This window comes from Cellulomonas hominis (assembly GCF_901521055.1).
GTDB lineage: Bacteria > Actinomycetota > Actinomycetes > Actinomycetales > Cellulomonadaceae > Cellulomonas > Cellulomonas endometrii.
Genome location: NZ_CABEGA010000014.1, coordinates 51,641 through 70,004, shown reverse-complemented (window position 1 = coordinate 70,004; position 18,364 = coordinate 51,641). Strand labels below are relative to the sequence as shown.

Here is an 18,364-nt window from a genome sequence, read left to right as displayed (position 1 = left end):
GAGCCATCCGCCCCCCGGGACGCCCCTGCTACGCGAAGTGGAGCGATCCGCCCGACACGCCCCGGCGTGTGGGGCCGATCGCTCCACTTCGCGTAGCAGGGGCGTCCCGGGGGGCGGATGGCTCCGCGGCGGCCGCGGGTCGCCTGGGATGATGCGGGCGTGAGTGCTGCCGCGCTGTCCGACCGCCGCCTGCTGCCCGAGGTCCGCCGTGTGGTGGTCAAGGTGGGCTCGTCGTCCCTGACGGACGAGACCGGCAAGCTCGACCCCGCCCGGCTGCGGGCGCTGGTCGACGTGCTCGCCGCCCGGGTCACGGGCGGTCGCCAGGTCGTCCTCGTGTCGTCCGGCGCGATCGCGACCGGCATGGACCCGCTCGGGCTCGCGCGCCGGCCGCGCGACCTCGCGACCCAGCAGGCCGCCGCCTCGGTGGGGCAGGGCCTGCTGGTCGCGCACTACACGCGAGCGTTCGCCGACCACGGGCTCCGGGTCGGTCAGGTGCTGCTCACCGCCGACGACACGATGCGACGCGGGCAGTACCGCAACGCCCAGCGCGCGCTCGACCGGCTGCTGGACCTCGGCATCGTGCCGATCGTCAACGAGAACGACACGGTCGCCACGGACGAGATCCGGTTCGGCGACAACGACCGCCTCGCCGCGCTGGTGTCGCACCTCGTGCACGCCGACGCCATGGCGCTGCTCACCGACGTCGACGGGCTGTACACCGGGCCCCCGAACCGGCCCGGCTCCCGGCGCATCGCGGAGGTCCGCGGCCCGAAGGACCTGGAGGGGGTCGACGTCTCCGCGCGCGGCAGCCGGGTCGGCACGGGCGGGATGGTCACCAAGCTCGAGTCCGTCGCCATCGCCACCGCGTCGGGCATCCCCGTCGTGCTGACGTCCGCCGCCCAGGTCGCCCCCGCGCTGGAGGGCGCCGACGTGGGGACCTGGTTCGCGGCGACCGGCAAGCGGGCGTCGACCCGGCTGCTGTGGCTCGCGTACGCGGCCCGCACCCACGGGCGGCTGGTGCTCGACGACGGTGCCGTGCGGGCCGTGGTGGAGCGCGGCAAGTCGCTGCTCCCGGCGGGGGTCACGGCCGTCCACGGGGAGTTCGAGGCGGGCGACCCGGTCGAGATCGCCGCGGCGGACGGCACCGTCGTCGCGCGCGGGCTCGTGGCGTACGCGTCGCAGGAGGTGCCGGACCTGCTCGGGCGCGGGACCGCCGAGCTGCGGGCCGACCTGGGCCCCGGCTACGACCGCGAGCTGGTGCACCGCGACGACATGGTGCTGGTGCGCCGCCGCCGCTGAGACGCACCGGGAGGGCGTCACCGGTCGGGTCTACGCTTGCCCGATGACCACCTCCCTCGACGCCCCGGCCACGGACGGGGCGCAGCTCGCGTCGACGCCGGCCCCGGCGCCGACGGACGTCACCGACGCCGTGCTGGACGTCGCCCGGCGCGCGAAGACCGCCGCCCGCGCGCTGGCCGTCGCCACCCGCGGCACGAAGGACGCGGCGCTGCACGCCCTCGCGGACGCGCTCGTGGCCAGGGCCGACGCGATCGTCGCCGCCAACGCCGACGACCTGGAGCGCGGCCGCGCGAACGGCACGTCGCCCGGCCTGCTCGACCGGCTGGCGCTGACCCCGGAGCGGATCGGGTCCATCGCCGACGCCCTGCGGGAGGTCGCGGCGCTGCCCGACCCGGTGGGGGAGGTCGTCCGCGGGTCGACGCTGCCGAACGGCCTGCGGATGCGCCAGGTGCGCGTCCCGATGGGCGTGGTCGGCATGATCTACGAGGCCCGGCCGAACGTCACGGTCGACGCCGTCGGCCTCACGCTCAAGAGCGGCAACGCGGTGGTCCTCCGCGGCGGCTCGGCCGCGGCGCGCAGCAACGAGGTCGTCGTCGACGTCCTGCGGGACGCGCTCGTCGCGCAGGGGCTGCCGGCGGACCTCGTGCAGTCCATCGACGCGTACGGTCGGGCCGGGGGAGTGGCCCTCATGCACGCGCGCGGGCTGGTGGACGTGCTCGTCCCACGCGGCGGCGCCGACCTCATCCGGACCGTCGTGCGCGAGGCGACCGTGCCGGTCATCGAGACCGGCGTCGGGAACGTGCACGTCTACGTGGACGCGACCGCCGACCCCGCGATGGCGCTGCCGATCCTGCTCAACGCGAAGACCCAGCGGGTCGGTGTGTGCAACGCCGCCGAGACGCTGCTCGTGCACCGCGACGCCGCTGCCGGGTTCCTGCCGTCCGCCCTGACCGCGCTCGCCGACGCCGGCGTGACGGTGCACGGCGACGCCGCGACGGCCGACCTCGCCCCCGCGGGGGTGCCGGTCGTGCCGGCCACCGACGAGGACTGGGCGACGGAGTACCTGTCCCTCGACCTCGCGGTCCGCGTCGTCGACGACCTCGACGCCGCGCTGGAGCACATCCGCACGTGGAGCTCCGGGCACACCGAGGCGATCGTCACGCGCGACCTCGCGGCGTCCGAGCGGTTCGTCGCCGAGGTGGACTCCGCGGCGGTCATGGTGAACGCCTCGACGCGGTTCACCGACGGCGGCCAGCTCGGCCTCGGTGCCGAGATCGGCATCTCCACGCAGAAGCTGCACGCCCGCGGCCCGATGGGTCTCGGGGAGCTCACCACCACCAAGTGGGTGGTGCACGGCGACGGGCACACCCGTCCGTGAGCTCCTGCCCTCGTGGCAGGTGCCGGACGTGCGACACTGGACCCTCACTTCGACCCGTCCCGGGAGGACCACGTGAACGCTGCGCTGCGCGCCGCCGAGGCAGCCGCCGAGCAGACCGTCGAGCTGCCCTTCGAGCCGATCGTCTTCGGCATCGCGGGCTTCGGTGCCCTCATCGCCCTGCTGCTCGTGACCTACGCCTTCCGGAGCGTCGGCACGCGCCACGACTGACCGCGCCGGCGCAGGGGACCCGCATCCGATGACGCAGCGACGAGCCCGGCTCGGGGTGATGGGCGGCACGTTCGACCCCATCCACCACGGCCACCTCGTCGCCGCCAGCGAGGTCGCCGCCCGCTTCGACCTCGACGAGGTCGTGTTCGTCCCCACGGGCGCGCCCTCGTTCAAGCAGGACGTCGTGGTCACGCCCGCCGAGCACCGGTACCTCATGACGGTGATCGCCACGGCGTCGAACCCCAGCTTCACGGTCAGCCGCGTCGACATCGACCGTCCCGGCCTGACCTACACGGTCGACACGCTCCGGGACCTCGCCCACGAGCGACCCGACGCCGACCTGTACTTCATCACCGGGGCCGACGCGATCGAGCAGATCCTGCAGTGGAAGGACTCGGCCGAGCTGTTCGAGCGTGCGCAGTTCGTCGCCGTGACCCGGCCCGGCCACACGCTGTCCGTCGACGGGCTGCCGCCCGACCGCGTCAGCCAGTGGGAGATCCCGGCGCTGGCCATCTCGTCCACCGACGTGCGCGAGCGCGCGCGCGGCGGCAAGCCCGTCTGGTACCTGGTGCCGGACGGCGTCGTCCAGTACATCGCCAAGCACGGTCTGTACCGAGGAAGTCAGTCATGAGCACACCCGGCACGCCGCTGACCCGTCGGGAGCTGCGGGAGCGCGAGGCCGCCCGGCTCGCCGCCCAGGAGCGCGCGGCGCAGGGTGCCTCCGGCGACCCCGGGGACGCACGCGGCGGCGGGACGGCCGGTGCTGCTCCGGCGGGGGGTGCCCCGGCGCAGCGCGCCCGCTCCGGCGCGCCTGCGTCCGCCCAGCCCGCCGCACCCGCTCGGCCTGCCGCGTCCGCCCAGTCCGCTGGGCCCGCCGGAGCCTCGCAGCCGGCCGGAGCCGCACGGCCTGCCGCGCCCGCCCAGCCTGCCGCGCCCGCCCCGCCCGCCGCGTCGTCGCGGCCGGCCACGCCCTCGCAGTCGCCCGCGCCCGCGCGCCCGGCGCCGGCCCCGTCGTCGCCGGCCGCCCCTGCTGCTGCCGCCCCCACGGGCGCCGGCACCTCCCGCCGCGCGCTGCGCAACCAGCCCGTGCCCGCGGTCGGGCCCGACGGCCGGCCCGGCGGTGCCACGCCGTACCAGGTGCCCGGCATCCAGCCCGACGCGCCCGCCCGGACCCGTCGCTCGATCCGCACCACCGTGCCGGACGACGCCGCACCGGCGGCGGCACCCCCTGCACCGCCGCGTCCTGCGACGTCGCCTGCCGTCCCCGCCGCGCGCCCCACGACGCCCTCGGTCCCTGCCGGTGAGCCGTCCCGCCCGGCTCCGGCGGCCCGCACCGCACCCGCCGCCCCAGCCGCCCCAGCCGCCCCAGCCGCACCCGCGACCCCGGACTCCGGGGCGCGGACGCCGTCCCGGGACCGGCTCGCGGACGCCGTCCGGCCGACGCCGCCGAGCCCCGCAGCCGTCGGAGGCAACCGGCCGGCGCCGGCTCCCACCGCGCCGGGAGCGGCCGGAGCGGTACGGCAGGCGCCGGGCGCCGCGCCGACCGCCGCCACGCCGGCAGCTCCCACGCGTCCCGCGCCGACGTCGCCCGGAGCGCGGCAGTGGTCGCCGCCGGCGCCCTCGGGCACCGCCGCGTCGTCGGGGACCGCCGCCTCGCCCGCGACGGGAGCGGCGTCGGCGACCGCCGCCTCGGCCTCCGCCAGGCCCGCGACCGCCGCCTCGCCCGCGACTGCCGCCTCGCCCGCGACCGCCGCCTCGCCCACGACGGGGGCGGCACCGGCCCCGGCCGCCGAGCCCGACGCCGACGAGGTCCCCGTCCCGCAGTGGCAGTCCCTGCTCAAGGCGATGGCCCCCGCCCCGACGCCGGTCCCGGAGGCGGAGCAGACCGACCCCACCGGGCAGATCATCGGGGGCGCCGTCCCGGCCGTGGACGACGACGAGGAGCTCGAGCAGCCGGAGCGGATCCGCAAGCCGCTGCCGTTCACGTGGCTGCAGTGGATCATCCTGGCGGTCGTCGCGTTCGTGCTCGGCTTCCTCATCATCTTCGTCGCGAACACCGCGACGGACGCCGCGGGCCCCGACGTGCCCGCGATCGCGCTCGCGGCGCTCGACGCCGCGCCCGCACCCTGACCCGCACCACCCGTAGAACCACCCCGAGGAGACCCGTGTCGGCATCCGACCGCGCCGTCGAGCTCACCGTGGCGGCCGCCCGTGCCGCCGCCGACCTCAAGGCCGAAGAGATCATCGCGCTCGACGTGAGCGCCCAGCTCGTCCTCACGGACGCGTTCGTCATCGCGTCGGGCACCAACGAGCGGCAGGTCGGCGCGATCGTCGACGCCGTCGAGGAGTCGCTGCACAAGCTCGGCGCCAAGCCGCTGCGCCGCGAGGGCAAGTCCGAGGGCCGCTGGGTCCTCATCGACTTCGGCGACATCGTCGTGCACGTGCAGCACGCCGAGGACCGCACCTACTACGCGCTCGAGCGCCTGTGGAAGGACTGCCCGGTCATCGAGCTGCCGGCGGACGTGCACGGCACCCCCGAGGGCGCCGAGGCGGCCGGGGAGTGACTGCCGGGCGCGTCGTCTTCTGGCGGCACGGGCGGACCGCGCACAACGCGAGCGCCCGGCTGCAGGGCCAGTCGGACATCCCGCTGGACGACGTCGGCACGTGGCAGGCGGAGACCGCAGCGGCGGCGCTCGCGAGCCGGTACCGGCCGACGCGGATCATCGCGTCCGACCTGGTGCGCGCCCACGCGACGGCCAAGGCCCTCGCCGAGCGCACGGGCCTGCCGCTCGAGACGGACGTCCGCGTCCGTGAGCGGTCGTTCGGCGACTGGGAGGGCATGACGTCCGCGGAGATCGCGGAGCGCTGGCCCGAGCAGCACGCCGCCTGGGTCGCCGGCCGGGAGCCGGAGCGGGTGGGTGCGGAGACGCGCGCGCAGGTGCAGGCACGCATGGTGGAGGCGGTCACCGAGCAGGCCGCGGACCTCGGCAAGGACGACACCCTGGTGGTCGTCTCGCACGGGGCGGCGATCAACCTCGGCCTGGTCGGCCTGCTGGGCCTGCCGCCGGAGTGGCGGGGGCTGTCCGGCATGTCGAACGCGCACTGGGCGGAGCTCCAGCCGGCCCGGCCGGGCGCCGGCCTGGCGTGGCGGCTGGAGGCGCTGAACGTCGGCCCGGTGCACGCCTCGTCCGACTGGAACGCCGGGCCCGACCGCCCGGAGCCGACCATGGACGAAGAGGTGCGGGACCCGGCGTGACCAGCCGATTCGCGTCCTCGGCGCAGTTCAAGTAGAGTTCAGGACGCCCGCTCAGCGGGTGGTGTGACGGCCTTCCGGCCTGATCACGGGGCTGTGGCGCAGCTGGTAGCGCACCTGCATGGCATGCAGGGGGTCAGGGGTTCGAATCCCCTCAGCTCCACATCACGAAGCGGGCGAGAGCGGAAGCTCTCGCCCGCTTCGTCGTTCCTGCGGGGGTGCGCTGCTGTCGCGCGAGGGTCAGCGACCCAGACCGGCCCGGTCGACCTTCCGGTGGAACCGCATGCCGGCGAGGCCGCCGAGGACCGCGCCCGCGAGGCTGACGGCCGCGACGACCAGCAGCGCGATGATGCCGCCGGTGGTGAGATCGCCCTCGGCGACCGGGATGCGCGGGAAGCTGTCGAGGCGGCCGAGGACGTCGTACTGGTCGCCGGCGACGGCCGCGAGGACGGCGACGACCACCGCGATCACGACCGCCCACAGCCACACCGCGAGGCCCTGCTTCGCGCCGTTGAACCGGGCCATCCGCCCGGCCACGTACCCGCCGCAGTAGTAGGCGACGAACAGCACGACCGCCAGGACGATCGCGCCGATCCAGCCGATCGACCCCGGGTCGGACGACGCCTGGTCGGCCACCTCGTCGACCGACGTGTCGTTGGCGAGGCCCACGGCCGTTCCGGCTGCTGCGGCGAGCGCGGTCAGCAGGACGGCGGTGCCGGTGGCCGTGAGCCAGCCGAAGAAGGCGGAGCCGAGCTTGATGCCGCCGTACTCCTCCTTCTCGCGGGCGACCACGGTCTCGCGGTCGCGGCCGAAGGCCTTCGCGGAGACGGCGCCCTCCGAGGGGCGGTCTTCGGGGGTGCCGGCCGCGTGGGCGGCATGCGCCGCGCGAGGTTCGTCGGCGGCGTGGTCGGGGGTGCTGGAACCGCTGGCGGTGCTCATGGCCCGTGTCCTCCTCGTGTGGTGCGGGGCCGGTCAGCCTCGGTTCCTCGCAACGTACGTGCGCCCGATCCGGACCGCGACCGCAACGGTGCGCCCGGCGGGACGGAGATGACGGGACCGTCCGTGCGCGGGGCGGCTACCGTCCGAGGATGTCCTGCCGGCTGGTGGCCGTCGCGTTCGGCGTGCGCGATCCCGCCCGGGCGGCCGCGTTCTGGGCGGCCGTGCTCGGGCGGCACGCGGTGGCCGACGCGCGCGGGGTGCTGCTGCCGGCCGCCGGCACCCAGGTCGGTCTGCGCTTCACGGAGAGCCGCGCCGGGCAGGCGGGGCCGGACCGGCTGCACCTGCACCTGACCAGCACCACGCGCGCCGACCAGGACCGCGTGGTCGCCCAGGCGCTCGCGCTCGGCGGGGCCCACCTGGACGTGGGGCAGCTCCCGGAGGAGGGGCACGTGGTGCTCGCGGACCCCGAGGGGGACGCGCTCTGCGTCATCGAGCCGGGGAACACGTTCCTGGCGGGCTGCGGGTTCCTGGGCGAGGTCGCGTGCGAGGGGAGCCGCGACGTCGGGCTCTTCTGGGCGGAGGCGCTCGGCTGGCCCCTGGTGTGGGACCACGACGAGGAGACGGCGGTCCAGCACCCGCGGGGTGGCACCAAGGTCGCGTGGGCGGTCCGCCGGTGCCGACCTGGCGCGGCCGGGACCGGCAGTGGTTCGAGCTCGCGGTCGTCGACGGTGACCTCGACGCCGAGGTGGCGCGCCTGGGCGGGCTGGGGGCCCGGCGGCTGGGCGGCCGGGCAGACGGCGTGGTGGAGCTGACAGATCCCGACGGCGGGCTGTTCCGGCTCACCGCCGGCTGACGGCTGCCGGACGGCGTGCGGACGGCCCCCGGGATCAGCGCAGCGCGGCGTCGACCGTCCCGGGGGCGAGCACGTGGTCCAGCGCCGTGCGGGCCGCCCCGCGGATGCCCGCCTCGCGGCCGACGCGGGTGGACCGGACGTCGAGGTGGTCGGTGACCATCGGCAGGCAGCGCGCGTAGACCGCGGACCGCACTCCGGCGACGAAGGCGTCGGCCTCGGCGAGCTGGCCGCCGACCACGAGCCGGTCGGGGTTGAAGAAGTTGATGATCGTCGACAGGACGGCACCGGTTCGGGCGCCGGCCTCGCGCAGCAGGTTCGTGGCCTCGGGGTGGGCGTCCCGGGCCAGGGCCACGAGGTCGTCGATGCCCGTGACGCCGGCACCGGCCTCCTGCAGCTGCCGGACCAGGGCCGCGCCTGACGCGACCGCGTCGAGGCAGCCGGCCCGCCCGCACGAGCAGGGCACCGGCGGGGCGTCGGGCACGGAGGCGTGGCTGATGTCGCCGGCGAAGCCCTGCGCGCCGCGGTGCAGGGCACCGGAGGCGACGACGCCGCAGCCGATGCCCGAGCCGACCTTGACGAACACCAGGTGCTCGACGTCGAAGCCGCTGCCGGCGTGCTCGCCCAGGGCCATGAGGTTCGCGTCGTTCTCGACCAGCACTGGCACGCCCAGGCGCGGGGTGAGGACCCCGGCGACGTCGGTGCCGTTCCAGCCGGGCATCCGCGCGGGGGAGACGACGCGGCCGGTGCGGGCGTCGACCGGCCCGGGCACGCCGACGCACGCGGCGAGCAGGGGGACGTCCGGCGCGTGCTCGGCGCGCAGGGCCTCGACCTCCCGGACGACCGCGTCGAGAACCGCGTCGGGGCCGTCGGAGACGGCGGCGGCGACGTCGCGGCGCGCGAGCAGGGTCCCTGCTGCGTCGACCAGGCCGAACGTCGCGTGCTGGACCCCGAGGTCCACGCCGACGACCACGCCGAGCGCCGGGGAGACCTCGAGCCGGCGGGGACGGCGTCCGCCGCGGGACGGGCCGTCGCCGGCCTCGCGCAGGTAGCCCGCACGGACCAGGCACTCGACCCGGGCCGCCACCGTCGTGGGGGACAGGGCGGCGAGCCGGGCGACGTCGGCCCGCGACGCCGCGCCCGCACGGACGAGCGCCAGGACGGAGCCCGGCGACGACGGCGAGGGCGGGAACGTGTCGGTGGTCACGGGGCTAGTCAACCAGGAGGTCCATGTTCGCGAAGTTACGCCGAATATGGATGAAGTGTGTCGAAACGTGGACGTAACGATCAGGTCTTAGGCTCACCGTCACGCAACCTTCAGCGAGAGGACGGATGACGGATGAGCGCGACGACGCCCACACCCGCGCCGATGGTCAGCATGCGGGGGGTCGACAAGCACTTCGGCGCCCTGCACGTGCTGCGCGACATCGACCTGGAGGTCGCTCCGCGCGAGGTCGTCGTGGTCGTCGGGCCCTCCGGCTCCGGCAAGTCGACGCTCTGCCGCACGATCAACCGGCTCGAGGTGATCGACTCCGGGGAGATCCGCGTCGACGGGGAGCTGCTGCCCGAGGAGGGCGCCGCGCTGGCCCGCCTGCGCGCCGACGTCGGCATGGTGTTCCAGCAGTTCAACCTGTTCGGCCACCGCACCGTCCTGGACAACGTCGCGATGGCGCCGGTCGCCGTGCGGCGCACGCCCCGGGCCGAGGCCCGCGAGCGCGCCATGGCGCTGCTGGAGCGCGTCGGCATCGCGGACAAGGCGCACCGGCACCCCGCCGAGCTGTCCGGCGGGCAGCAGCAGCGCGCGGCGATCGCCCGCGCCCTGGCGATGCAGCCCAAGGTCATGCTGTTCGACGAGCCGACCTCGGCCCTCGACCCCGAGATGGTCAACGAGGTGCTCGACGTCATGACGGGCCTCGCCGCCGAGGGCATGACGATGGTCGTCGTCACCCACGAGATGGGCTTCGCCCGCCGGGTGGCCGACCGCGTCGTGTTCATGGACGCCGGGCAGATCGTCGAGCAGGCGCCGCCCGCCGAGTTCTTCGACGCCACCCGCAGCGACCGCGCCCGGGCGTTCCTCGCGTCCGTGCTCCAGCACTGACCCAGCTCCGCACCAGCACCGACCCACCACGGCCACGAGCCGGCACCACCTGCACCTCCCACCCCCGGCCCTCGTGGCCGTGACCCGAAAGGCAGGCACATGCGCTCTCTGCTCACCCGGCGACGGACCCCCGTCCTCGCCGCGCTGCTCACCGCGGTGGCGCTGACCACCGCGGCCTGCTCGAGCGACTCGTCGGGCACCGGCGTGCCGCCGGCCGACGACTCGTCCGAGTCCGCCGAGGCCACGGGCCTCGAGGCCGTGTTCGCCGACGCGCCCGTCGCCGACGACGCCGACATCCTCCCGGACTCGACGATGGCCGCCATCAAGGAGCGGGGCGTGCTGCGCGTCGGCGCCGCCCTCGACGCCCCGCTGCTCTCGCAGCAGGACCCGACGAACCCCGACGACGTCACGGGCTTCGACATCGACCTGGCGAAGCTGCTGGCGATCTACATCCTCGGCGAGCCGAACATCGAGATCGTCCCGCCGGCGTCCGAGACCCGCGAGGCGCTGCTGCAGAACGGCACCGTCGACGTCGTCTTCAACACCTACACGATCACCGAGGAGCGCGCGGAGCAGATCAGCTTCGCCGGCCCGTACTTCACGTCGGGCCTCGCGGTCGCGGTGAAGGCCGACAACGACGACATCTCGGGGATCGACGACCTGGGCGGCAAGACCGTGATCGTCGGGGCGAACACCCCCGCCGTGACCGCGGTGCCCGAGGAGCAGCCGACCGCCGAGGTCACCAGCTTCGCGACGGACCCGCAGGCCGTGCAGGCGCTCGTGCAGGGCCGCGGCGACGCCTACGTGCAGGACTACATCCTGCTGGCGACCAACGCGGCGTCGAACGGCGACATCAAGATCGTCGGCGAGCCGTTCACCGCGGAGCCGTACGGCATCGGCCTCAAGCACGACGACGCGGACTTCAAGGAGTTCGTGAACACCTGGCTCGAGACGATCGAGGACGAGGGCCAGTGGGCCGCCGTCTGGGAGGCCAGCCTCGGCACGGTCTCGGACGACGACGCCCCGACCCCGCCGGAGATCGGCTCGGTCCCCGGCTCCTGAGCCACCCGAACTCGGCCGCGTCCCGGGCACCCCTGAGGCCCGGGACGCGGCCGACCCCACCCGACGGCTCCGGCCGCTGCACGCGCAGCGGCCGGCGGAGGACGACATGCAGGCCCTGATCGACAACCTCGACCCGCTGCTGCGGGCGCTGGGCACGACGGTCATGATCACGCTCGTGGCGGGTGCCGCCGCTCTGGTGCTCGGCACCCTGGTCACGATCGCCCGGGTCAGCCCGGTGCCCGTGCTGCGCGGGGCGGCGTTCGCCTACGTGCAGTTCTTCGTCAACGTCCCCCTGCTGGCGCTGCTGCTGCTCGCGGTGTTCGCGCTGCCGGACGCCGGCCTGATCATGCCGCTGACCACCACGGCCGTCGTGGTGCTGGCCGTGTACGAGGCGGCCTACGTCGCCGAGGCGGTGCGCAGCGGCGTCAACACCATCCCGCCCGGGCAGCTCGAGGCCGCCCGCGCGCTGGGGCTCCGCCTGCCCCAGATCCTGCGGCTCGTCGTCGTGCCGCAGGCGCTGCGCGCGGTGGTGCAGCCGCTGGGCAACGTGATGATCGCGCTCGTCATGAACAGCGCGCTCGCCGCGACGGTCGGCGTCGTCGAGCTCACGTCCGCGGTGAACAAGGTCAACCTCGTCGAGGCCCAGCCCATCCCGATCTTCGCCGGCGCCGGCCTGGTCTACATGGCCATCGCCCTGGCGATCGGCCTGGCAGCCGGCCGCATCGAGAAGAAGGTGGCGATCTCCCGGTGAGCAGCTCCTCCGGCCGGAACGCGGCCTCCTTCCTGTACGACGCCCCCGGTCCCCGCACGCGCCGGCGCACCCGGATCGCCTCGGTGGTCAGCGTGCTGGTGATCGCCGGGCTCATCACCGCCGGTCTGGTGCAGTTCGCCTCCCACGGGCAGCTGGACGCCGAGAAGTGGACCCCGTTCACGCAGTGGCCGATCTGGCAGTACCTGCTGGTCGGGCTGGGCGGGACCCTGCAGGCGGCCGCGGTGGTCGCCGTGCTCGGCGGCGCGATCGGCGTGCTGCTCGCCCTGGGCCGGCTGAGCCACGTGCGGCCGCTGCGCTGGGTCGCGACGGCGCTGGTCGAGATCGGCCGCACCATCCCCGTGCTCCTGCTGATCTACCTCATGCTCTTCGGCCTGCCGCGGTACGGCATCAACCTGCCGGTGCTGTGGAAGCTCGTGGTGCCGCTCACCGTCGCGAACTCGGCCGTCATCGCCGAGATCGTCCGCGCCGGCATCCAGAGCCTGCCGAAGGGCCAGACCGAGGCCGCCCTGAGCCTCGGGATGCGGCGGCACCAGGTGATGCGCCTGGTCGTCCTGCCGCAGGCCGTCCGGTACGTCACGCCGTCGCTGGTCACGCAGCTGGTCAGCCTCATCAAGGACACCTCCCTCGGCTACGTCGTCGCGTTCACCGAGCTGCTGTACCGGGCGCAGGTGCTGTCCGCGTACAACCGGCTGCTCGTGCAGACGTTCCTCGCCGTGACCCTCATCTACCTGGTGTGCAACGGCTCGCTGTCCGCCCTGGCCTCGCGCCTGCAGGACCGCATGCGCCGCCGCACGCCCGCGCCGGCCGCGACGCCCGGCGCCGCACCCACCCCCGACCTGGAGACCCTCCGTGCCTGACACCTCCGCACCCGCCCTGGCCGAGCTGGCCGTCGTCACCCGCTCCGGCCTCGTGGAGAGCCGCCACCTCGGGACCCTCGTGGCCCTCGACGCCGACGGGTCCGTCGCGCTGGCCGTCGGCGACCTCGACGGCACCGTGCTCCCGCGCTCCACCACCAAGCCCGTGCAGGCGCTCGCGTGCCTGACCGCCGGCGCGCCGCTGACCGGGCCGGAGCTGGCGATCGCCGCGGGCAGCCACACCGGCGAGGACGAGCACGTCCGGGTCGTCCGGTCGCTGCTCGAGCGCGCGGGGCTGGACGACGACGCCCTGCGCTGCCCGGTCGACTGGCCGGAGGACGAGGGCACCCGCGTGCGGCTGATCCGCGCGGGGCAGGAGCGCAGCCGGGTCCGGATGAACTGCTCCGGCAAGCACGCCGCGATGCTGCTCGCCTGCGCGGTGAACGGCTGGAGCACCGACGACTACCTGGCGGTCGACCACCCGCTGCAGCAGCACGTGCGGCGCACCACGGCCGAGATCACGGGAGCCGACGTCCGGCACGACGCGGTGGACGGCTGCGGCGCGCCGCTGTTCGGCACCACGGTGCTGGGCCTCGCGACCGCCTTCCGTGCCGTCGCGACCGCCGAGCCGGGCACGCCCGCCGGGCTCGTCGCCGACGCCATGCGGGAGCACCCGTTCTACGTCGGGGGCAGCGGGCACCAGAACACCGAGGTGATGCGCGGCGTCCCGGGCGCCGTCGCGAAGGGCGGGGCCGAGGGCGTCATCGGCGTCGCCGCGCGCACCGGGCAGGCGGTCGCGATGAAGGTCGTCGACGGCTCCCCGCGGGCGACGACCGTCGTGGCGCTGCGCGTGCTCGGCGCGCTGGGCGTCGACGTGTCGGGTGCCGCGGCGTTCGCGTCGGTGCCCGTGCTGGGCGGCGGGCTCCCGGTCGGCGAGATCGCCCCCGGCGCGGCCGTCGAGGGCTGGGTCGCGGCCCGGGGCGGGTCAGCGGCGTGAGGGTCGAGGACCGCCTGCGCCGCTCGGCCGACCGCGACGACCTGCCAGACCCCCGGTCCGTGGTCGCGGTCGACGTCGGCGGCACCACCACGAAGGCCGCGCTGGTCGGCGCCGACGGGCGCGCGGTGCTCACCTCGACGACCGTCACCGGCTCGGGCGACGCCGCCGTGACGGCCGTGGCCGACGCCGTGCGGGGACTCACCGAGGCGGCGGACGACCTCGGCCGGCGGGTGGTGGCCGCGGGCGTGGTGACGCCGGGGCTGCTCGATGAGCGCACCGGCGTGGTCGCCTACGCCTCCAACCTCGGCTGGCGGGACGTGCCGCTGCGTGACCGCCTGACCGACGCCCTCGGCATCCCCGTCGCGACCGGCCACGACGTGCGGGCCGCGGGGCTCGCCGAGCAGCTGTTCGGCGCCGCCCGCGGGTACGCCGACGTGGTGCTGGTCCCGATCGGCACCGGCATCGCCGCGTCGCTGACCTCCGCCGGTGCCGCCGTGGCCGGCGCGACCGGCGGCTCCGGCGAGCTCGGGCACATCCCCGTGGTCGCCGACGGCGAGCCGTGCACGTGCGGGCAGCGCGGCTGCCTCGAGGTGTACGTCTCGGGCGCCGGGCTCGCGCGCCGGTACGCGGCCCGCACCGGGCGGGCGCTGCGCGCGGAGCAGGTCGTCGACCTCGTGGGCGCGGACCCCGACGCGGACGCCGTCTGGGCGGACGCCGTGCGCGCCCTCGCGCAGGGGCTGGTCACCGTCACGCTGCTGCTCGACCCGGCGGTCGTCGTGCTCGGCGGTGGGTTCCTCGCCTCCGGGGACCGCCTGCTCACCCCGGTGCGGGCGGCGCTCGACGCCGGGCTCGCGTGGCGGGCGGCGCCCCCGGTGCGGGTCGCGGAGCTCGGGGCGCACGGCGGCCGGATCGGCGCGTCGGTGCTGGCGTTCCGGCACGCCGGCCACGGGGACGTCCCGGCGGCGTGGGACGCGGCGGCGCTGGTCGGCCGCGGTGCCGCGGCGGTGGCGGGGGCCTGATCGGTCACGGGCCCGAGGGTGCGGGGCCCGGCGTCACGGGGCCCGGGGCGCGTCCTGCACCAGGGTCAGGTAGTGCTTGCGCACGGTCCCGGACGGGCGCCGGCCGATGAGGTCGCGGACCGCGGCGAACAGGGTCTCGCGCTGCTCGGGCGTCGCGGCGATGTGGTTCGAGTACGTCGACAGCAGCGCCACGTACGCGTCCGCCGTGTAGTCCAGGGCCCAGAGGTACCGGCGCACCGCGGGCTCCCCGAAGTACCCGCTGGCGCGCAGGGCGGCGACGTCCGGCGGCTCGATCGTGTCGGGGTGCGCCGGCCCGCCCTGTCCGTCGCCCAGGCCGACCTCGTCGTACGCGGCCTCGACCTGGCGGAAGAAGTCGTCGCCGTCCGGCGGGAGCACGTGCTCGGTGGTGACGACCGCGAGGTGGCCGCCCGGGCGCAGCAGCTCGGCGGCCCGGCGGTACCCGACCTGCGGGTCGACCCAGTGCCACGAGGTCGCCGCCAGCACCAGGTCGAACGGCCGGGCGTCGTGCGGCTCCCAGCGCTCGAACGGCTGCTCGACCACCTCGACGTCGCCCCGCCCGGCCAGGACGCGGCGCGCTACCGCGGCGAGCCGGGCGCCCGGCTCGAGCGCCACGACGTGCCAGCCCCGGTCGAGCAGCCCGCGCGTGGCCTGGCCGGTGCCGGCGCCGATCTCCAGCACGCGGGCGGGTTCCGTGCCCCGCCCCAGCGCGGCGGCCAGGTCCGCGAACATCGCCGGCGGGTAGCCCGGCCGTGCCCGCTCGTACAGCTCGGCGGCCGTGTCGAACGTCGTCGCCCGGCCGGTGTAGGGCTCCTGCGTCATGGCGGCACCTCCGTCCCCAGTCTCCGCCCGCACGGTCCCCCGTCCGAGTGAAATGTCCGTTTCGTCCGGCCGGGTGACGTCTGACCAGGCAGAGTGCGGGCACGGGTCGGAGACGAAGGGCGGACGGCGTGCGCGGGGCTGAGGGCGGGAGCGTCCCGATCGGCGTGCTCCTGGCCGGCGTGGTGGTCGTGCTGCTGGTCGCGCTGGTGCTGCACCGGCGGCGGCGATGACGGACACCAGCGAGGTCCTGCGCTTCCTGGGCTTCACCAAGCCGCGGGGGCCGCTGCCGCACTGGGGGCTGTACGCCACCATCGCGGTCTGCGAGGTGGTCGTCATCGCGTCCGGCGCCTTCGTCGGGGCCCCGGTGTGGGTGCTCGTGCTGCTCGGCGTCCTGACCGTGCTCCTGGTGGTGATCGGGATCGCGTCGTACCGGCAGCGACGCCGAGCGAGGCCGGCCGGCCCCCGCGGCCACGGACCAGAGGAGGCGGCGTGACCGGCACCGGCGGCGGCAGCATCTCGACGGCCGAGGCGGCGGTGGCGGCCGCGCTCGTCCTGCTGACGGCGTGGTTGCTGTTCCGGTTCCGCGACGACCCCCGCAGGCGCCGGCGGGTCCAGGCCACTGCGGCTGTCGTGGGCATCGCCGCGGTGGCCTACGTCGCCGTCCGGTCGCTGACGTCATGAGGGTGCTGCAGAGGAGGGGTGTCGCGTGACGGTGTTCTGGCCGGCTCTCCTCACCGGGGTGGTCGTGGTGCTCGCGGGCGCTGCGCTCGTCCGGCACCGCGAACGGGTCGCCCGCACGACGTCGGCGATGCAGCAGCAGACGTTCGGCGACGGTGCGATGGTCCGGCAGGTCCGCGCGAAGAACACCGGGCGGACCACCGGTCGCGTCGGAGTGGGGTGGATGGTGATCGGTGCGGTGATGATCGTGCTGTCGTTGCTCGGGCTGGACTGGTGACGGCGTGAGGCGCGACCTGCCGTTCTGGCTGATCGTCGTGGCGAGCGCCTTCGGCGTGGTCGCGGTGGTGATCGGCGTCGTGGCGGGCGGCGGGTTCTCCTGGCCGTCGGCCGCGGGTGCTGCCGTGGTGCTCGTCGTCGGCTGGACCGCCGTCATCGGGCGGAGCCATGGTGCGCGGGACGCCGACCGCGCGCACGACCGGGACATGCCGTCACCGGTCGAGCGCCCCGGACCGCCCGCACGGCTGCTGCTGTCCCGCGGGGACGACTCCGCCGGGATGCTGCGCCACATCCGCGTGACGGTCGACGGGGCCGAGGTCGCCCGGCTCAAGCCGCTCACGGCCCTGGAGGTCGAGGTGCCGCCGGGCAGGCACCGGGTGCGGGCGTCGATGGACTGGACGACCTCGCCGGCGCTGGAGCTCGACCTCGCCCCGGGTGAGCGGGTCGAGGTCCGGACCGGGCTGCCGTTCTCGATGATCTGGCGGATGGTCACCGCGCCGCGGGCGACGCTCACGATCGAGCGGGTGGAGGCCCGCGCGTGACGACGCCCGCCCGCCGGAGCCGGCCCCCCTCGCGGTCTACGTCCTGGGCGTGATCGCGCTCGGCGTGACCGGGCTGGTCCTGTCCGCGGTCACGGGCGAGCCGGGCTGGGCCCTCGTGTGCGCCACCGCGAGCGGCGTGGCGCTCGCGAGCCTCGGCATGGACCGGCTGACCGAGCGCGGGCGCCGGGTGCTGGACGTGGTCGCGGTGTCGCTCGCTGCCGTGCTGCTGGTCGGTGTCGTCGTCCTGCTGGCCGTCACCGACGGGTTCGCGGACTCCTGGTACCTGGTCGTCCTGGCGGCGGTGCTGCTCGCCGGGTTCCTGGTCGGCGTGCGGGTGCGCCGGCGACGCGAGGCGGACGCACCGCCTCGCGCCGAGGTGGCTCGCCGCGCCCGGGCGGGACAGGATGGCCCGCATGACTGAGACCGTCGCCGTGACCGGCGCGCTGGGCAAGGTGGGCCGCGCGGTGGTGCAGGACCTGCTGGACCACGGGTACGCCGTGCACGCCACCGACGTGCAGGGCCCCTTCGGGGAGCGCGCCGGGCTGGGCGTGGACGTGATGCGCGCCGAGCTCGCGGACTACGGGCAGGCGGTGGAGGCGCTCGCGGGCTGCTCCGCGGTCGTGCACCTCGCGAACATCCCGCAGCCCGGCATGGAGAGCCCGCCCGACACCCTGAACCGGAACCTCGCCGCGAACAACAACGTGTTCCTCGCCGCGCAGCGCCTGGGCCTGCGCAAGGTGGTGTGGGCGTCCAGCGAGACGACGCTCGGCCTGCCGTTCGACGTCCCGCCGCTGTACGCGCCGGTCGACGAGGCGCACTTCCCGTACCCCACCAGCACCTACGCGCTGTCCAAGGTGCTGAGCGAGGACGTCGCCGCGCAGGTGTCGCAGTGGTCCGGCATCCCGTTCGTCGGGCTGCGGCTGTCCAACGTGTTCCCGCGGGAGGCGTACGCGCAGGTGCCGTCGTACTGGGCGGACCCGGCGCTGCGGCGGTGGAACCTGTGGGGCTACATCGACGTGCGCGACGCGGCGACGGCGTTCCGGCTGGCGCTGGAGGTCGAGACGACGGGCTCGCAGAACGTCATCATCGCGGCCGCCGACACGATCATGGACACCCCGTCGGCCGAGCTCCTGGCGGCCGAGTTCCCGGGTGTCGAGGTGCGCAAGGAGCTCGGCACCTACGAGACGCTGCTGGCGATCGACGCGGCGCGGGAGCTGCTGGGGTTCGCGCCGCAGCACTCGTGGCGCGACGAGGTCGCGCGGGGCTGAGCGCCTAGCAT

The 18,364-nt window shown here is 75.6% G+C and carries 24 protein-coding genes, 1 tRNA gene and 1 pseudogene; 23 read left to right on the top strand and 3 right to left on the bottom strand.

Annotated elements, in window-relative coordinates:
- Positions 1-159: 159 nt before the first annotated feature.
- The 8 genes from proB (at position 160) to KJP73_RS03400 (ending at position 6,321) form a co-directional block, all read left to right on the top strand.
- The gene (gene proB, locus KJP73_RS03435; RefSeq protein ID WP_249669070.1) at positions 160-1,299 is read left to right on the top strand and encodes a glutamate 5-kinase; all 1,140 of its coding nucleotides are present in this window, start codon (positions 160-162) and stop codon (positions 1,297-1,299) included.
- Positions 1,300-1,342: 43 nt separating this feature from the next.
- On the top strand, positions 1,343-2,677 hold the full coding sequence (locus KJP73_RS03430) for a glutamate-5-semialdehyde dehydrogenase (RefSeq protein ID WP_213281351.1): 1,335 nt from the start codon (positions 1,343-1,345) through the stop codon (positions 2,675-2,677).
- Between the two features lie 72 nt (positions 2,678-2,749).
- Positions 2,750-2,905 carry a hypothetical protein gene (locus tag KJP73_RS03425; RefSeq protein ID WP_213281350.1) on the top strand — a complete coding sequence of 52 codons (156 nt, stop codon included), beginning with the start codon at positions 2,750-2,752 and terminating at the stop codon, positions 2,903-2,905.
- Between the two features lie 28 nt (positions 2,906-2,933).
- Complete coding sequence (nadD, locus tag KJP73_RS03420) at positions 2,934-3,536, top strand: nicotinate-nucleotide adenylyltransferase (protein ID WP_213281349.1); 603 nt, start codon at positions 2,934-2,936, stop codon at positions 3,534-3,536.
- Positions 3,533-5,035, top strand: coding sequence for a hypothetical protein (locus KJP73_RS03415; protein ID WP_213281348.1), 1,503 nt, complete (start codon positions 3,533-3,535; stop codon positions 5,033-5,035). Before nadD ends, KJP73_RS03415 begins: the two co-directional genes overlap by 4 nt.
- Before the next feature lie 35 nt (positions 5,036-5,070).
- The gene (gene rsfS, locus KJP73_RS03410) at positions 5,071-5,469 is read left to right on the top strand and encodes a ribosome silencing factor (protein ID WP_213281347.1); all 399 of its coding nucleotides are present in this window, start codon (positions 5,071-5,073) and stop codon (positions 5,467-5,469) included.
- Complete coding sequence (locus tag KJP73_RS03405; RefSeq protein ID WP_213281346.1) at positions 5,466-6,161, top strand: histidine phosphatase family protein; 696 nt, start codon at positions 5,466-5,468, stop codon at positions 6,159-6,161. Before rsfS ends, KJP73_RS03405 begins: the two co-directional genes overlap by 4 nt.
- A gap of 87 nt (positions 6,162-6,248) precedes the next feature.
- A tRNA-Ala gene (locus tag KJP73_RS03400) sits at positions 6,249-6,321 on the top strand.
- A gap of 77 nt (positions 6,322-6,398) precedes the next feature.
- On the opposite strand, the gene KJP73_RS03395 is transcribed toward KJP73_RS03400, so the two are convergent.
- Positions 6,399-7,097, bottom strand: coding sequence for a hypothetical protein (locus KJP73_RS03395; RefSeq protein WP_249669069.1), 699 nt, complete (start codon positions 7,095-7,097; stop codon positions 6,399-6,401).
- A gap of 149 nt (positions 7,098-7,246) precedes the next feature.
- Here KJP73_RS03395 and KJP73_RS19175 point away from each other — a divergent pair.
- Both KJP73_RS19175 and KJP73_RS19610 read left to right on the top strand, forming a co-directional pair.
- A pseudogene (locus tag KJP73_RS19175) lies at positions 7,247-7,528 on the top strand (VOC family protein); the annotation flags it as partial.
- A 110-nt stretch (positions 7,529-7,638) separates the two neighbouring features.
- Positions 7,639-7,950: a VOC family protein gene (locus KJP73_RS19610; RefSeq protein ID WP_349628278.1), complete on the top strand. Its 312-nt coding sequence runs from the start codon at positions 7,639-7,641 to the stop codon at positions 7,948-7,950.
- Positions 7,951-7,984: 34 nt separating this feature from the next.
- Here KJP73_RS19610 and KJP73_RS03385 read toward each other — a convergent pair whose 3' ends face one another.
- On the bottom strand, positions 7,985-9,154 hold the full coding sequence (locus KJP73_RS03385; RefSeq protein ID WP_249669067.1) for an ROK family protein: 1,170 nt from the start codon (positions 9,152-9,154) through the stop codon (positions 7,985-7,987).
- 132 nt (positions 9,155-9,286) lie between these two features.
- Here KJP73_RS03385 and KJP73_RS03380 point away from each other — a divergent pair, with 132 nt between their 5' ends.
- The 6 genes from KJP73_RS03380 (at position 9,287) to KJP73_RS03355 (ending at position 14,749) form a co-directional block, all read left to right on the top strand.
- Positions 9,287-10,045 (top strand): amino acid ABC transporter ATP-binding protein, encoded by a 759-nt coding sequence (locus tag KJP73_RS03380; protein WP_283770211.1) that lies wholly within the window; start codon positions 9,287-9,289, stop codon positions 10,043-10,045.
- Positions 10,046-10,144: 99 nt separating this feature from the next.
- Entirely contained in the window at positions 10,145-11,107 is a 963-nt protein-coding gene (locus KJP73_RS03375; protein ID WP_213281344.1) for a glutamate ABC transporter substrate-binding protein, read from the top strand.
- 106 nt (positions 11,108-11,213) lie between these two features.
- Positions 11,214-11,858, top strand: coding sequence for an amino acid ABC transporter permease (locus KJP73_RS03370; RefSeq protein WP_213281343.1), 645 nt, complete (start codon positions 11,214-11,216; stop codon positions 11,856-11,858).
- Positions 11,855-12,736 (top strand): amino acid ABC transporter permease, encoded by an 882-nt coding sequence (locus KJP73_RS03365; protein WP_213281342.1) that lies wholly within the window; start codon positions 11,855-11,857, stop codon positions 12,734-12,736. Before KJP73_RS03370 ends, KJP73_RS03365 begins: the two co-directional genes overlap by 4 nt.
- Entirely contained in the window at positions 12,729-13,730 is a 1,002-nt protein-coding gene (locus KJP73_RS03360) for an asparaginase (RefSeq protein ID WP_213281341.1), read from the top strand. The genes KJP73_RS03365 and KJP73_RS03360 overlap by 8 nt, the downstream gene beginning before the upstream one ends.
- A complete protein-coding gene (locus tag KJP73_RS03355) occupies positions 13,727-14,749 on the top strand; it encodes an ROK family protein (protein WP_249669066.1) in 1,023 nt (340 codons plus the stop codon). Before KJP73_RS03360 ends, KJP73_RS03355 begins: the two co-directional genes overlap by 4 nt.
- 33 nt (positions 14,750-14,782) lie before the next feature.
- On the opposite strand, the gene KJP73_RS03350 is transcribed toward KJP73_RS03355, so the two are convergent.
- A complete protein-coding gene (locus KJP73_RS03350; RefSeq protein ID WP_213281340.1) occupies positions 14,783-15,589 on the bottom strand; it encodes a class I SAM-dependent methyltransferase in 807 nt (268 codons plus the stop codon).
- Positions 15,590-15,717: 128 nt separating this feature from the next.
- On the opposite strand from KJP73_RS03350, the gene KJP73_RS03345 reads away from it, so the two are divergent.
- The 7 genes from KJP73_RS03345 to KJP73_RS03315 are packed head-to-tail and all read left to right on the top strand — an operon-like array spanning position 15,718 to position 18,353.
- Entirely contained in the window at positions 15,718-15,819 is a 102-nt protein-coding gene (locus KJP73_RS03345; RefSeq protein ID WP_213281339.1) for an LPXTG cell wall anchor domain-containing protein, read from the top strand.
- Positions 15,816-16,082 carry a hypothetical protein gene (locus KJP73_RS03340; RefSeq protein ID WP_213281338.1) on the top strand — a complete coding sequence of 89 codons (267 nt, stop codon included), beginning with the start codon at positions 15,816-15,818 and terminating at the stop codon, positions 16,080-16,082. The genes KJP73_RS03345 and KJP73_RS03340 overlap by 4 nt, the downstream gene beginning before the upstream one ends.
- Positions 16,079-16,270 (top strand): hypothetical protein, encoded by a 192-nt coding sequence (locus KJP73_RS03335; RefSeq protein ID WP_213281337.1) that lies wholly within the window; start codon positions 16,079-16,081, stop codon positions 16,268-16,270. The genes KJP73_RS03340 and KJP73_RS03335 overlap by 4 nt, the downstream gene beginning before the upstream one ends.
- A 25-nt stretch (positions 16,271-16,295) precedes the next feature.
- Positions 16,296-16,544 (top strand): hypothetical protein, encoded by a 249-nt coding sequence (locus tag KJP73_RS03330; protein WP_213281336.1) that lies wholly within the window; start codon positions 16,296-16,298, stop codon positions 16,542-16,544.
- 4 nt (positions 16,545-16,548) lie between these two features.
- Positions 16,549-17,085 (top strand): hypothetical protein, encoded by a 537-nt coding sequence (locus KJP73_RS03325; protein WP_213281335.1) that lies wholly within the window; start codon positions 16,549-16,551, stop codon positions 17,083-17,085.
- A 49-nt stretch (positions 17,086-17,134) separates the two neighbouring features.
- Positions 17,135-17,506: a hypothetical protein gene (locus tag KJP73_RS03320; protein WP_213281334.1), complete on the top strand. Its 372-nt coding sequence runs from the start codon at positions 17,135-17,137 to the stop codon at positions 17,504-17,506.
- Positions 17,499-18,353: an NAD-dependent epimerase/dehydratase family protein gene (locus KJP73_RS03315; protein ID WP_213281333.1), complete on the top strand. Its 855-nt coding sequence runs from the start codon at positions 17,499-17,501 to the stop codon at positions 18,351-18,353. The genes KJP73_RS03320 and KJP73_RS03315 overlap by 8 nt, the downstream gene beginning before the upstream one ends.
- Positions 18,354-18,364 lie beyond the last annotated feature (11 nt).

Bases quoted from the DNA above. Each gene is read 5' to 3' on its own strand.
- KJP73_RS03430 (WP_213281351.1), top strand. From the start codon at position 1,343: ATGACCACCTCCCTCGACGCCCCGGCCACGGACGGGGCGCAGCTCGCG.
- nadD (WP_213281349.1), top strand. From the start codon at position 2,934: ATGACGCAGCGACGAGCCCGGCTCGGGGTGATGGGCGGCACGTTCGAC.
- KJP73_RS03415 (WP_213281348.1), top strand. From the start codon at position 3,533: ATGAGCACACCCGGCACGCCGCTGACCCGTCGGGAGCTGCGGGAGCGC.
- KJP73_RS03395 (WP_249669069.1), bottom strand. From the start codon at position 7,097: ATGAGCACCGCCAGCGGTTCCAGCACCCCCGACCACGCCGCCGACGAA.
- KJP73_RS03380 (WP_283770211.1), top strand. From the start codon at position 9,287: ATGAGCGCGACGACGCCCACACCCGCGCCGATGGTCAGCATGCGGGGG.
- KJP73_RS03375 (WP_213281344.1), top strand. From the start codon at position 10,145: ATGCGCTCTCTGCTCACCCGGCGACGGACCCCCGTCCTCGCCGCGCTG.
- KJP73_RS03370 (WP_213281343.1), top strand. From the start codon at position 11,214: ATGCAGGCCCTGATCGACAACCTCGACCCGCTGCTGCGGGCGCTGGGC.
- KJP73_RS03350 (WP_213281340.1), bottom strand. From the start codon at position 15,589: ATGACGCAGGAGCCCTACACCGGCCGGGCGACGACGTTCGACACGGCC.
- KJP73_RS03340 (WP_213281338.1), top strand. From the start codon at position 15,816: ATGACGGACACCAGCGAGGTCCTGCGCTTCCTGGGCTTCACCAAGCCG.
- KJP73_RS03315 (WP_213281333.1), top strand. From the start codon at position 17,499: ATGACTGAGACCGTCGCCGTGACCGGCGCGCTGGGCAAGGTGGGCCGC.